This window comes from Frankia sp. Mgl5 (assembly GCF_023242985.1).
Lineage (GTDB): Bacteria > Actinomycetota > Actinomycetes > Frankiales > Frankiaceae > Parafrankia > Parafrankia soli.
This window is the reverse complement of sequence record NZ_JALKFY010000827.1, coordinates 16,513-29,815: the sequence shown is the minus strand read 5'-3', so window position 1 is coordinate 29,815 and position 13,303 is coordinate 16,513. Positions and strand designations below refer to the sequence as shown.

Genomic DNA, 13,303 nt, shown 5'->3' with positions numbered 1-13,303 from the left:
GGACCAATGGCCGTTCGTGTAGTCCTCGCTGAGGACAACGCCCTGCTCCGGCATGGTCTGGCAACGCTGATCGAGCGTGCGGACGGCCTGGAGCTCGTCGGCACGGCGACCGATCGGCCGTCCCTGGAACAGGCGGTGCGCGACCACGATCCGGACGTGGTGGTGACCGACATCAGGATGCCGCCGTCCCGTTCAGACGAGGGCATCAAGGTCGCCGGGTGGCTGCGGCGGGAGCGCCCGGCGGTCGGCGTCGTCGTCCTCAGCCAGCACGCCGAGGCCACCTACGCCCTCGCCCTGCTCGAGGGCGGCTCGTCCGGGCGGGCGTACCTGCTCAAGGAGCGGGTGGCCGGCGTGGACGACCTGCTGCGGGCCATCCGCGCGGTCGCGGCCGGGGAGTCGGTGATCGACCCGGCGGTGGTGGAGGGGCTGGTCGCGGCGAACGCGCGCCGCCAGCACACCGAGCTGGACCGGCTGACCCCGCGCGAGCGGGAGGTGCTGAGCCACATGGCCCAGGGCTGGAGCAACGCGGCGATCGCCGGGACGCTCGTCCTGTCCGAACGGGCGGTGGAGAAGCACAGCAACTCGATCTTCGCGAAGCTCGGCCTGACCGACGAGCCCGACCTGAACCGGCGGGTGAAGGCCGTCCTGCTCTACCTGCACTCGGGGCATCGCCCCGCAAGCGGGTCGACGGGGAAGGTAGCCACACCGACCTGATGACATGGTCGCACCCTTGGGCACCGTGAGCCGCACGGCGAGACTGTGTCCATGAGCTCCCCTCCGGCGGTCTCCGTGCTGGTCGTTGACGACCAGCGGCCCTTCCGGCTCGCCGTGCGCGCGGTCCTGCGCCGTGCCGCCGGTTTCGTCCTCGCCGGTGAGGCCGAGACGGGCGAGGACGCGCTTACCGCCGCCGCCGAGCTGCACCCTGACCTGGTGCTCATGGACGTCAACCTGCCCGGTATCGACGGCGTGGTCGCCGGCGCGCGCATCCGCGAGGACGCGCCCGACACGGTCGTCGTCCTGTGCTCGACGTACGGGCGGACGGACCTGCCGGCGGCCGTCGCGGCCAGCGGGCTGGACTACCTGTGCAAGGAGGACCTGGCGCCGAGCGTCCTACGCGAGATCTGGAGCCGGCGCACCACGCCGTCCGAGCCGCCCCGATAGCCGGCCGCCCCGATACGGGGCCGGCCCGTGCGGGGGAGTCACTCCCCGCGCAGGACGGCCCCCGGCAGCAGCCGCCACGCGCGCCAGGCGGGCAGGGCGGCGACGAGCAGGCCGACGGCGATCGCGGCCGGCGGGAGCACGGCCAGCATCCGTACCGGGATCGCCAGGTCGGCGGACACCCCGGTCGCGGTCGCGATCTCCCACCAGACCAGACGTCCGATCAGCATTCCGGCCGGCAGGCCGACGGCGACGGCCAGCGCCGCGCTCACACACGAGGTGGTCAGCGGGATGCGGGCCGTCTGGGACGGTGTGAAGCCGAGGGTGCGCAGGATCGCGAGCTCGCCGTGGCGGCGCCGCCAGGTGGTTCCGGCGGCGTGGCCCGCGGCGGCCACGGCCAGCGCGGCGAGCACGGTCTGGAGCAGGGCCGGGAGCCGGCCGATGCCGCCCAGGTTGGCGATCTCGGTCGGCGGGCGGCCGACGTCCAGCTCGTACTCGGTGCCCAGCGCGGCGGCGAGGTTCACCGGGTTCACCGGGTCGACGGCGCGGACGAGCGCGCTGCGCAGCGGCTGCGTCCGCTGGACCCGGGCGAGCGTGGCCGGCTCGACGAGCATGCTCTCGCCGAGCCGCTCCCCGCCGGGGACGGGGCCGACCCCGATGCCGACGACGGTGAGCACGGCGTGCCCGCCGTCGTTCGCCGCCACGCTCACCGTGCTGCCCACCCCGAGGTCGAACCGCTGGGCGGCCCGCGGGCCGAGGACGACCTCGTTCAGGCCCCGCGGCGCCGCACCCTCGAAGATCGTCCATCCCACCGCCCCGGTGGACGTCACCGGGCCGGCGCGCGTGGTCGCCTTCGGTGCGAGGGAATAGACGGCGACGTCCTCGCCGGGGCTGGTGTCCCCCCGCCCGATCGCCCCGGGGCCGGCGTCGCCCGGGCCGTCGCCCTGTATGGGGTCCGGCGCCCGCAACGCCCGGCCCTCGGCGTCGACCTCGATGGTCGCGGTCGAGGCGTCGAGCATGCTGACGGCGGCGACCCGGGGGTCGGCCGCGAGCCGGTTGACGATCTCCGGGCGCGCGTCGGTGATCTCCAGATCCGCGTTCCATCCGTACCGCTGCGGCTCGTCGACCAGGCGGTTCATGCCGGCGGCGATCGTCGCGGCGGCGACCAGCCCGGTCACCCCGATGGCCGCGCCCGCGACGGCGGGCCGGCGGGTGGCCGGCGAGCGGTCCCGGCGGCGCCCGAGCGCGAACGCGGTTCCGATCCACAGCCAGACCGGGCCGCGCATGCAGGCCGCGCCGCGGGCCAGCGGGGATCCGGCCCCACCCTGGCCCGTCGCCGCCGGTGCCGCCGCCGAGCCGACCGGTGACAGGGACGACACGGCCGGCAGGGGTGACAGGGCAGACGAGCCGAACCGGGCCGCCGGCCCGAAGGCCCCGGCCGCCAGGGCGGCCATGCCCAGGCGGGGCACGAGGGGTCCCGGGTCGGCCGGGCGACGTCCGGTTCGGGCCGCGGTGCCGCCGGCGAGCAGGAGGGTGATGAGCAGGCCCGCCGCTCCGGCGCCGCACACCAGCGCGACGTGCGGCGCGTAGCCCGGGTGGGGCTCCACTCCGGCGAGTGGCCCGAGCGGTTCCAGCAGGCCCGCGATGAGGGGGCCCGCGGCGGCGGTCACCCCGGCCAGCCCGGCGGCGGGCAGCGCCGCCAGCGTCCGCGCGCCGGCGCGGCCCAGCCCGGTCAGGCCGAGCACCGCCTCGATGCGCTGGGCGTGCGCGCTCGCCGCGTGGTGCCGGTAGAACGCCTGCCCGGCGGCGGCGAGGCCGGCGACGCCGACGACGGCGGCGAAGACGACCAGCCCGGTGACGAGGACGCGCTGGGTCGCGGCGATGCGGGCGTCACCGTCGGTCGCCGGCCGGGACACCTGCAGCGCGGGGAACTCCCCGGCCAGCGGGTCGCGCGCCAGGCCGTCTCCCAGCCGCCGCAGCGCCGTGCTGACGGCCGCGACGGTCCGCGGGCCGGGCTCGAGCCGCAGCATGACCGCGGTGGAGACGGGATCGAGCCGGCTTGCCAGCGCTGGGCTGACGGCCAGCGGCATCTGCCGGGCGTTCTCGCCGGCCATCCTGGTCAGGCCGGTGATCGTCAGTTTCAGGACGGGCCCGCCCGGGGTGCCGAAACCGGTGTCGAAGCTGAGGAAGTCCGACGGCGTCAGCAGCCGCAGCCGCAGCGTGTCGCCGACGCCCACCCCCCACCGGGCGGCCGCCCGCTCGTCGAGGACGGCCTCGTCCGGCGCGGCCGGGTCATACCCGTGACCACGGACCACCACGGGCTCGTACAGGCCGCGGTGATCGGCCGGGCCGCCGATGATGCCGATGTAGGCCAGCGACGGCTGGTCCTCCAGCCGCCCGACCATCCCGACGCCCGCCCACGCCTGCGCGACCCCCGGGATGGCGGCCACCCTGCGGGCCAGCTCCGGATCGTCGCTGAAGTAGCTCACCTGGAGGTCCGCGACCGAGGAGGCGCGCTCGAGTCGGTCGTGCGCCGTGGCGGTGCGCCGGACGAGCGCCGCCGTCCCGGTGACCACGGCGACGACCATGCCGATGAGCACGCCGAGGGCGACCAGTGCCGCCCACCGCCGCCGCAGCTCACTGCGCGCGATCATCCCGATCACGCCGAGGACGGCCATCAGCCGCCACCCACGGGCACGACGCCGATGACGCCCGTCCCGGAGCCGGGAGACGACTCCCAGCGCAGCGTGCCGCCGATCGCGCCGATGCGGTCCGCCATGTTCGTCATGCCGTGGCCACGCGCGGAGCTCTCCGGTTCGAAGCCGGCGCCGTCGTCCCACACGGCGAAGGTGAGCGACCCCTCCCGCTCGCCGAGTGTCACCTCCACCGAGCTGCCGGGGGCGTGCTTGGCCGCGTTCTGCAGCGCCTCCAGGCAGCAGAAGTAGACGGCGGCCTCGACGTCCGGGGGGTAGCGGCCGATGTCGTCGGCCCGCACCGTCACGCCCACCGTGGAACGCTGCCCGGCGGCCCGCAGCGCCTCGGTCAGGCCCGAGGACCGCAGCAGCGGCGGGTAGATGCCGTGCGCGAGGTTGCGGACCTCGGTGATCGTCTCGGTCACCTGCTCGGCCATGGCGGTGAGCAGCTCGTCGGCGGCGGCCAGGTCCTCGTCGCGTTCCGGCGCGCCGGGCCCGGACCCGTCGCCGTCGTTCGAGTCGCCGTCGTTCGAGCCGCTGCCGTGCGAGCCGCTGCCGTCCGAGTCACCGTCCGAGATGAGGTCGCGGACCAGCCGGAGGCCGACGGCGAGCGAGACCAGTTGCTGCTGCGCCCCGTCGTGGAGATCGCGCTCGATCCGGCGCCGCTCGGCGTCCGCGGTGGCGACCAGGCGGGCCCTGGAGCCGCGCAGCTCTTCGTTGGCGTGCCGCAGGTCGGTGAGCGCGTCGCGCAGGTTGGCGTCGAGCTGGCGGTTGTGCAGGACGGTGCCGACCCGTGTCCCGAGCTCGGCGAGCATCCGGTCCTCGGCCTCGGAGAACCGGGGGGCCTCCGGTGGCCGCTGGGCGACGAGCATCCCGAGCAGGGCGCCGCCGGCGCGGGCGGGGACGACCCGTACCTGGGTGTCCAGGTACCGGCGGGCGAGCTGGGGGACCCACAGCGACAGCCACCCGGGCCCCGCCACCCTGGTCCGCGCGAGCACGATGAGATCACCGGCGGTGAGGGCGATCGCCGAGCCGACCTCGGCGGGCCCGCCGGCCGCGGCACCGGAACCGCCCGCGGCGGGCCTACCGGCGTCCTGCCCACCGGCGTCCGGAGCGGCCGCGGGTGGGCTCTCCGGCGTCACGACGGCGGCGGTGAGGCGCCCGGCCGCGCCGGTCCAGATCTCCACCCGTTGCAGGGAGAGGCTGCGCCGCAGGGCGTCACCCAGCCCGGCCAGCGCCTCGTCCAGGCTGGTACCGCGGCTCGCGTCCTCGCCGAAGGTCCGCAGGACGTCGTCGGGCGCGTACCGGGCGCCCCGCACGGCGTGCCGGACGAGCGCCGCCGTCCGGGCCCGCGCCCCGGCGGCCAGGACGGCGGCGAGGGCGGCCGCGATCAGGACCGGGCCGGTGAAGCTCTCGCCGCCGTCCGGCGGACGGTGCCCGAGGGTGGCCAGCGCGCCCGCGAGGCCCACCGCCGCGATCGCGGCGAGGCAGGCGAGGTCGGCGGCGACGGTCAGAACGCGTTCGGAACGGCGCCGCGCGCGGGGCGCCCAGCCGGCGGCCACCCCGGCGGTGAGCAGGATGGCGTCCACGGCCAGCGGGGCGGACCACGGCGGCGTTCCGGCGCCGAGCAGCCGTGGGGCGGCGCACGCGGCGGTCACCGCGGCCCCGGCCAGGGCCGCCGCGGTGAGGAGCTGGCGCCGCGGGTGGGTCACGCCGACACCTCGGCCCGCCCACGGCCGACGCCGGCGCCCGCAACCGCGGCGCCGCCCGCAACCGTGGCGCCGCCGGCCGCACCTGTGCCGGCACCGGCACCGCCGCTCGCGCTGGTGCTGGCGGAGACGCGACCGTCGCGCATGGTGACGATCCGCTGCGCGCCGGCCGCGACCTGCGGGTCGTGGGTGACCATCAGGATGGTCTGCCCGCGCTCGTGCAGCCGGGTGAACAGATCGAGGACCTCGGCGGCGCCGGCGGAGTCGAGTGCTCCGGTCGGCTCGTCGGCGAGCAGCACGGTCGGCTCGTTCGCGAGCGCGCGGGCGATCGCCAGGCGCTGGCGCTGGCCTCCGGAGAGCGTGCCCGGCATCGAGTCGGCCCGCTCGAGCAGCCCGAGCAGGTCGAGCAGGTCATGCCCACGCCGGACGGCGGCGCGCCGGCCCGCCCCCGACAGCCGGGCCGCCAGCACGACGTTGTCCGCCACGGACATCGCCTCGAGCAGGTGGAAGAACTGGAACACCATCCCGACGTGGTGGCGGCGCAGCCGGGCGAGGTCGGCCTCGGACAGCGCGGTCAGCGCGATGCCGGCGACGGTGACCGACCCGTCGTCGACCCGCTCGAGCCCGGCGACGACGTTCAGCAGAGTCGACTTGCCGCTGCCGGACGGCCCCATCACCGCGACGAACTCACCGCGGGCCACGGTCAGGCTGGCGCCCCGCAGCGCGTGCACCGGGGCGGTCTCGGCGTCGAAGGTGCGGTACACCGACCGTAACCGGACGGCAGGCTCCTCCGAACCCGAACCCGAACCCGAACCCGAACCCGTGCCCGTGCCCGGCAACTCCGGCAACTCTGACGGCCCCGACGACCTGGACGGCTCCGGCGATCCCGGCGATTCCGACACGGCAACCGCGCTCCTTCACACCCCGCGCCCCGTGATCCGGACGCCCCGCCCCTGCTGCCCCGATGGCCCGGGGAACTGACCATTTCACCTGACGGCGGCGCCGCGCGGTAGGCGGGCACCCAGCCGGTGCGGGTGGTGGTGGCCTCACCCGTTCCCGCAGGGTGCCAGGCTCGCCGCGCGATGCTCCGCTCCCGGATCGTGACCGCGACCATCTGCCCCGTCCCGCGGCATTCCAGGCGAATGTGCCGCGGCCACGGGCGGTGCGGACCGACCGAGGAGCAGGAGACCCACGAATGCACACCTGGAACCCGTCCGATGTCGACCGGGACCGTGCAGACCGGGACCGTCCGGGACCGTGCGGACCGGGACCGTGTCGACCGGGATCGTGCCGACATCGAGGCCGCTGAGCCGCGTCGCCGAGTCGGGCGGCGGTGGGCCGGATGGTGTCCTCACCCCGGTCCACCAGGTGGCATGTCGCATCTGGTGGTACTGGCATCCCTTGCACCGCAACGTGATCATATGCGTGCAGTGGGTGGGATGTGGTCTGTCGGCAGCCTGACCGGTAACTCGCTCGATTTGGCGGGTTCATCTGCGCAGACTGGGTACGTGCACCCCATGGCCCGCCACCGCAGTCCTGCCTCGCCGCGCCGGTCCACCCGCCCCGGTGGCCACCGGCGTGCCGTGCGTCCCGCTGTCACCGCCGCCACGGTCGTGGCCGCCGGCGCCGTCACGGTCGGCACGGCGTTCGCGGTGTCGGGGTCCACCTCGGTCGCGCCGCCGGTGCCCGCGCAGCGGGTCGGCGTGGTCACGGCGAGCGTCGGCGGGCCCGGCACCGTGGTGCCCTCGGCGCAGGAGTCGTCGGTGATCGTGAACGCGGTCCGGAGCAGCGCCCTCACATCCGCCGTCCCGCCGGAGAGCTACCGGGTCACGGGCACCGTCCTCGCCCGCAGCGACCAGAGCTGGGCCTGGGTCGAGCTCGTGCCCGTCACGGACGAGGTCGACCGGGCCGAGGGCGTCCTGCGCCGTGGCGACTCGGGGTGGGAGCTGATCCAGATCGGCAGCTACGAGGTCGGCTGTGGCATCGTCCCGAGCGCCGTCGCCGCGGATCTCGACCTGGAGTGCCCGAGCGACCAGCCCGGCTTCGACGCCTGACCGGCGCCTCGGCTGAGGCGCTCGTCCGGCGCGTGGCGCCCGGGGTTCGAGGGACCGGCGACTGGAGCCCCGGGTCTGAGGCCGCCGGGCTGGGCCCACGGCGAGCCCAGCCCGGCGGGTCGGCCGTCCGGCCGCCGTCCGTCAGCCGTACTGCGGCGGCTGGCCGGCCAGCGGCGCGGCGGCGGGGTTGTTGTTCGCCGCGAGCAGGTCGCGGATCTCCGCGAGCAGCTTCGCCTCGTCGCTGATCGCCGGCTCCTCCTGCGGCTCCGGTTCCTCGCCGCGTCGGCGCATCTCGTTCGCCTTGGCGAGCGGCAGGACGATCACGAAGTAGATCACCGCCGCGACAACGATGAACGCGATCACATCGTTGATGAACGCCCCGTACCTGAACTTGCTGTCGTTGATGGTGAACGTCAGGCTGGAGAAGTCCGGCTCGCCGCCGATAGCGGCGATCAACGGCGTGAAGATGTTCTTCACCAGCGACTGGACGACGGCCGTGAACGCCGTGCCGACGACCACCGCGATGGCCAGGTCGACGATGTTGCCCCGCATCAGGAACTGCTTGAAGCCCCGCAGCCCCGGAGTGATCAGCCGCGTCGGGGGCTCGACGACACCGCGACCACTACTGACGACCTTCCGCCACCCGAACACGCCTGTTCCTCCACAACCTCGGATCAAGACCAGAACTGCCGAGGGGAGGCTATATCCGGATGATCGTGAGTAAAACCCCAGGTCATCGGATGCGTGAGATCCGGGCCCGCGGCCCGGTCAGCGCGCCGCGTCCGGCGTGTAGGTGATGTCCCACAGGCGGGCGGTCTTGTCCGTGCTGGTGGTGGCCAGCAGCAGGCCGTACGGCGCGAACGCGCAGGCCATGACGGTGCTGCTGTGGCCGGTCAGCGTCGCCACCGCCGTCCCGGTGGCGACGTCCCACAGCCGGGCGGTGTCGTCGGTGCTCGCCGTCGCCAGCAGGACGCCGTCCGGGGAGAACGCGCAGCTCTGCGCCGAGCCGGGCAGGGTGAGCGTGGTCGTCCCGGTCGGGGTGTCGGTGAGGCGGGTGCCGTCGTTGCTGGTCGTGGCCAGCAGCAGGCCGTCGGGGGAGAACGAGCAGCCGTTCGCGAAGTTGGTGTGCCCGGCCAGGCTCGTGATCGTCTCGCCGATCGTGACGTCCCAGAGCAGGGTCGACTCGGCGCCCGCGGTGACGAGGAGCCGGCCGTCCGGGGAGAACGCGCACCCGTACACCGAGCCGCGGTGCCCGGTCAGCGTGGCGATGTTGGTTCCGGTCGAGACCCCCCACAGTTTGACCGTGCGGTCCGTGCTGACCGTCGCGAGCAGGCGGCCGTCCGGGGAGAACGCGCAGCCGTAGACGGGGCCCTTGTGGCCGGCCAGGGTGAGGGCCAGCCGCTCGGTCGTGATCTCCCAGATCCGCGCGGTCTTGTCGCTGCCGGTGGTCGCGAGCAGGTCGCCGTCCGGGGAGAACGCACAGCCGTGCACGGCGGAGATCTTGCGCCCGCTCAGCCGCCCGACGGTGCGGCCGGTGGTCGTGTCCCACAGCCGGGTGCCGTCCTTGCTGGTGGTGGCGAGCAGGCGGCCGTCGGGGGAGAACGCGGCGGAGGTGACGTCGCGTTCGTGCCCGGTCAGCGTCACCCGCGTCGTCACCTCGACGTTGCGGGACGGTCGGTTGCTGCGCTCGAATCCGCGCAGGTCGGCGGGCCGGGCCGAGCCGGCCGGCGCGGGGCCGGACGGCAGCGTCGTGGCCAGCCAGTCGACGTCGCGCACGGCCGAACCCGGCTCGGCGTGGGTCTCCACGAGGCTGCCCGGACCCTCGGCGGCCAGGTCGAACAGCGCGCCGTCGGTCAGCCGGACGCGGGCGAGCACCGCCCCGGCGTCGAAGCGGGCCCCGGGTTCGACCAGCCAGCGGACCATCGTGGCCCGCCCGCCGGGAATGTCCCAGCGGGCCGGCCGCACCACCGGGTCGGGCCGCGCGGCGACGGTGCGCCGGGTCGAGACCGTCGCCGCCCAGGAGGCCGCGCCGAGCACGACGGCCTGGTCCGGCTCCGGCGCGGTGAACACGTGCTGGTGCGGCCAGTCGGTGCCGACGCCGAGCCGGCCCGCGAGGATCTCGGTGACCACCGGCATCCGCGACGAGCCGCCGACCGGCAGCACGCCATCGAGCTGCTCCGGGCTGATGCCGGTGCTCTCCAGCAGGTGCTGGCAGCAGGCCATCGTCCGGGCCAGGGTCGGGGAGGCGAGCTTGTCGAACCGGTCCCGTTCCAGGCTGACGAGCAGGCCGGCGGGGCTGAAGACGTCCTCGACGAAGGCGACATCCGTGAGCTGGTGCTTCACCGCGCGGGCGAAGTCGAGCAGCTCGTGGCGGGTCCGGCTGGCGGCGGTCTGGAACACCTCGCCGACGCCGGTCGGGTTGAGCAGCGGTTCGAGGCCCGGCCCGTAATGGCCGAGGATCTCGTCGAAAAGCAGCTGGTCGAAGTCGCGCCCGCCGCAGTCGTGCAGGCTGGCGTGCCCGAGCAGCTCGTGGCGGCCGTCCTCGCCGACCACCACCAGGGCCGCCTCGAACGTCCCGCCGCCGAGGTCGTAGACGAGGACGAGGTTGCCGGGCTGCGGGCCGGCGGGGCCCATCGGCGCCCAGGCTGCGGCGACCGGTTCGGCGAGCAGGTCGACGTCGACGAAGCCGGCCTCCTCGGCGGCCCGGATCATCGTCCGCCGCAGCGGCCCGGCCGGGTCGTAGCTGGCCGGCACGGTCACGACCGCCCGGCGCAGTGCCTCCCCGGCGAGCTGGACCTCGGCCTCGACGCGCAGCGCCGCCAGCACCGCGGTGACCAGCGCGGCCGGCTGGTGGGCGCGGCCGTCCAGGGTGACGGCGGCGTTCCTGGTCAGGTCACGTTTGACCCCGCCGCGGTAGGCCGCGGGCCAGATCCGCTTGCGGCGCTCGGCGAGAGTGCCGACCACCAGCACCTCACCATCGGCGAACACGGAGGCCGGCCAGCCGGCGGCGCCGCTCGCGGGTTCCCGGACCGTGGCCACCTTGCCGTCGACGACCAGCGCCGCGGACGCGCTGTAGGTGCCGTAGTCGATCGCGAGGATCGGCTCCACCACCGGCACCCTCCCCGTCGACGTCGCAGGCCTACGTAACCGGACAGAGGCGATCCCTCACCGCCGGTCGGGCGTCCGACCTGTTGATCAAGGTGAGTTGTCCGGAGATGACCGAAGCATCCCGGGAATCGTAGCGACGGCCGCCCACGGGCCGCCGGGCGCGTCCCACCAGGGATGTCCGTGACCGCTGGGCGTGGCCGTCCGACGTCATGGCGCGACCGGTCGGGCCGAGGGGAAGCCGCGGTGGCCGACGGGTGGCTGACCGGTGGCCGACGGGTGGCCGCGCGGTCACGGACCGGCCGCACGGGGGTGTGCCCCGCGGTGACGCGGGTAGGCGACGAGAGAGATCACCAGACGCCGGCGCATGGCGAGCGGGTCTGGGGCATGCGGAGACGAGGAGGTTCCGGCCATGTGGACCAGGAGCGTGGGGTTGATCAACAGGGTGGACGTCGGACCGGATGACGGCGGGGGCGTAGCCGCGGGCGGAGCCCAAGGGGGCGCCGCCGGAGCCGCCACGGGTGGTGCCGGGGATGGTGCCGGGGCAGCGGGTCCGGAGTTGATCTGGCGCGCGGTGACGCCGCCCGGCCCGGGGCCCGACCCCGTCCCGCCCAGCCCGGTTCCCGACCCGGTGCCGCCCGGCCCTGGCCCGGACCCGGTGCCGCCGGGCCCGGGGCCCGATCCGGTGCCGCCCGCCCCCGACCCGGATCCCGTCCCGCCCAGCCCGCTGCCCGATCCCGTCCCACCGATGCCGGGGCCGGACCTGTTGCCCGGTGGTGCCCCGGCGTGAGCGCGAAGCGCATCGGGGAGTGGGAGACGCGTCCGCACGGGGTAGTGGTCCTTCATGAGCCACCGCCCCGAGGGAATTCCCGCGCCCGAACTCTCCGACTCCGACCTCGTCCGTGAAGTACGGCATCTGCACCTGACCAGGCACGACACGTTCCTGGCCGGGAGCGAGGACGCCTTCGAGACCCACACTCAGCGGATGCTGGAACTGGAGCGCGAGTACCTGCGCCGGTTCCCCGACGCGGGCAGCCCGGACCCGCGGCGGACGCGGGCCGGCCGCCGCCGCGCCGCGGGCGTCCCGGGTTAGTAACCGCGACCATCGCCGCGATCCGGAGGCGTCACGCGGGGGAGAGGAGCCCGCGGACCTCGTCGTCCGTGGTGGCGCCGAAGTCGCGGTAGTACGGGCCGACGGCCATGAAGCCGTCGGGGACGGCCAGGCAGACGAGGGCGTCGACCTCTGGCCGCAGGGTCTGCGCCCCCTGACCCGAGGCGACCGGTACGGCGGCGGTCACCCGCGCCGCGCCGGCCGAGCGCATCGCCCGCACGGCCGCGACCATGGTCGCGCCGGTCGCGAGGCCGTCGTCGACGACGATCACCTCGCGGCCGGCGACCGCGGGTGGCGGCCGGTCACCGCGGTACGCGTGCTCGCGGCGCGCGAGCTCGTGCCCCTCGCTGTCCGCGATGGCGTCGACGACGCCGGGGGCCAGCCCGAGCCGGAGCACCGCGGGCTCGTTCACGATGCGGATCCCACCGGTCGCGATCGCCCCGATGGCGTACTCGGGCTGGCCGGGCGCGCCGAGCTTGCGCACGGTCAGCGCGTCCAGTTCGGCGCCGAGCCGGCGCGCGACCTCGGCGGCGACCGGCACGCCGCCCCGGGGCAGGCCCAGGACGAGCACGCCCGCGGCGGAGTCGGCGAGCCGGTCCGCCAGCAGCGCGCCGGCCTCGCGCCGGTCGGCGAACAGGTACACGTGGGTGGGCCTACCCCGCCGTGCCCGCCATGACCCGGATGGTGCGATCCGTCGTCCGGTCCGTGGCGCGGCCCGCTCGGCGGTCGCGGGTCGGGTGGTCGCGGGTCAGGACGCCGGCGTCGTGGATGCCGGCTTGTTCGGGCGCCACGAGGTCACAAGGAGGCCAGCCGAGCCGCCGACTCCCAGCACGAGGGCGATGATCGCGCCCACCCAGCCGTTGAGGTCGTCGTCGATCCCGATCGCGTGGTCGAGCGAGGCCTTGCCCGGGCCGAGGATGGCGATTCCCAGGCACAGGACCGCGATCATGAGCACGTACTCGTAGCCCTGGCCCGGCTTGAAGATGAAGAAGCCGTTCTTGCGGTGCGCGGTGATCCCGGCGACCACCATCGTCCCCATGATCGCACCGGCGCTGAACGAGTTCAGGAAGCCGAAGGCGAGCCCGAAGCCGGCCGCGATCTCCACCAGGCCGGACGTCCAGGCATGCACGATGCCGGGCCGCAGGCCCATGCTCGAGAACCAGCCCGCGGTGCCCTGGATCCCGCCGGGCCCGAAGACGTGGTTGTAGCCGTGGGCGACCAGCGTGAGGCCGACGATGATTCTGAATATGAGCGCCGCGGTGTCGGGCGAGGTCACGGGTACTGCCTCCCAGGAGGGGACCGGCCGGTCCGGACCGGTTCGGACCATCGGGTGTAGGTGATCGGTTGTTGGTGCCCGGTGTCGGGTGCCTGTGGAACCGGCGCCGTCGTGGGTCAGGTGGACGATGAGATCAGACGGTAGCGGTACCGCGGCCCAGATTCGACAGCTTGGAGGCCAAAGTAACCGCTCACTCC

At 75.0% G+C, this 13,303-nt stretch carries 12 protein-coding genes; 5 read left to right on the top strand and 7 right to left on the bottom strand.

Going from position 1 to position 13,303, the window contains the following annotated elements; translation table 11 throughout:
• Positions 1 to 6 precede the first annotated feature (6 nt).
• Positions 7 to 714 carry a response regulator transcription factor gene (locus MXD62_RS34015; RefSeq protein WP_018500389.1) on the top strand — a complete coding sequence of 236 codons (708 nt, stop codon included), beginning with the start codon at positions 7 to 9 and terminating at the stop codon, positions 712 to 714.
• A gap of 51 nt (positions 715 to 765) precedes the next feature.
• Positions 766 to 1,161, top strand: a complete 396-nt coding sequence (locus MXD62_RS34010) for a response regulator transcription factor (RefSeq protein WP_248833451.1) — start codon at positions 766 to 768, stop codon at positions 1,159 to 1,161.
• A gap of 38 nt (positions 1,162 to 1,199) precedes the next feature.
• Here MXD62_RS34010 and MXD62_RS34005 read toward each other — a convergent pair whose 3' ends face one another.
• Genes MXD62_RS34005 through MXD62_RS33995 form a run of 3 tightly spaced genes read right to left on the bottom strand, consistent with a single transcriptional unit; the run spans position 1,200 to position 6,462 of the window.
• Positions 1,200 to 3,836 (bottom strand): ABC transporter permease, encoded by a 2,637-nt coding sequence (locus tag MXD62_RS34005; RefSeq protein WP_248833450.1) that lies wholly within the window; start codon positions 3,834 to 3,836, stop codon positions 1,200 to 1,202.
• Positions 3,836 to 5,563 carry a GAF domain-containing sensor histidine kinase gene (locus tag MXD62_RS34000; protein ID WP_248833449.1) on the bottom strand — a complete coding sequence of 576 codons (1,728 nt, stop codon included), beginning with the start codon at positions 5,561 to 5,563 and terminating at the stop codon, positions 3,836 to 3,838. Before MXD62_RS34000 ends, MXD62_RS34005 begins: the two co-directional genes overlap by 1 nt.
• Positions 5,560 to 6,462, bottom strand: a complete 903-nt coding sequence (locus MXD62_RS33995) for an ABC transporter ATP-binding protein (protein WP_368862493.1) — start codon at positions 6,460 to 6,462, stop codon at positions 5,560 to 5,562. Before MXD62_RS33995 ends, MXD62_RS34000 begins: the two co-directional genes overlap by 4 nt.
• Before the next feature lie 681 nt (positions 6,463 to 7,143).
• Here MXD62_RS33995 and MXD62_RS33990 point away from each other — a divergent pair.
• On the top strand, positions 7,144 to 7,614 hold the full coding sequence (locus MXD62_RS33990) for a hypothetical protein (protein WP_248833447.1): 471 nt from the start codon (positions 7,144 to 7,146) through the stop codon (positions 7,612 to 7,614).
• 141 nt (positions 7,615 to 7,755) lie between these two features.
• Here the strand turns inward: MXD62_RS33990 and mscL are convergent, their stop codons facing one another.
• Complete coding sequence (mscL, locus tag MXD62_RS33985) at positions 7,756 to 8,265, bottom strand: large conductance mechanosensitive channel protein MscL (RefSeq protein ID WP_248833446.1); 510 nt, start codon at positions 8,263 to 8,265, stop codon at positions 7,756 to 7,758.
• A gap of 117 nt (positions 8,266 to 8,382) precedes the next feature.
• Positions 8,383 to 10,725: an Hsp70 family protein gene (locus MXD62_RS33980; RefSeq protein WP_248833445.1), complete on the bottom strand. Its 2,343-nt coding sequence runs from the start codon at positions 10,723 to 10,725 to the stop codon at positions 8,383 to 8,385.
• Between the two features lie 406 nt (positions 10,726 to 11,131).
• Here MXD62_RS33980 and MXD62_RS33975 point away from each other — a divergent pair, with 406 nt between their 5' ends.
• Positions 11,132 to 11,509: a hypothetical protein gene (locus tag MXD62_RS33975; RefSeq protein WP_248833444.1), complete on the top strand. Its 378-nt coding sequence runs from the start codon at positions 11,132 to 11,134 to the stop codon at positions 11,507 to 11,509.
• 54 nt (positions 11,510 to 11,563) lie between these two features.
• Positions 11,564 to 11,812, top strand: a complete 249-nt coding sequence (locus tag MXD62_RS33970) for a DUF6158 family protein (protein ID WP_248833443.1) — start codon at positions 11,564 to 11,566, stop codon at positions 11,810 to 11,812.
• Between the two features lie 31 nt (positions 11,813 to 11,843).
• On the opposite strand, the gene MXD62_RS33965 is transcribed toward MXD62_RS33970, so the two are convergent.
• Both MXD62_RS33965 and MXD62_RS33960 read right to left on the bottom strand, forming a co-directional pair.
• A complete protein-coding gene (locus MXD62_RS33965) occupies positions 11,844 to 12,473 on the bottom strand; it encodes a phosphoribosyltransferase (protein ID WP_248833442.1) in 630 nt (209 codons plus the stop codon).
• Between the two features lie 105 nt (positions 12,474 to 12,578).
• Positions 12,579 to 13,106 (bottom strand): DoxX family protein, encoded by a 528-nt coding sequence (locus MXD62_RS33960; RefSeq protein ID WP_020463893.1) that lies wholly within the window; start codon positions 13,104 to 13,106, stop codon positions 12,579 to 12,581.
• Positions 13,107 to 13,303: the final 197 nt, after the last annotated feature.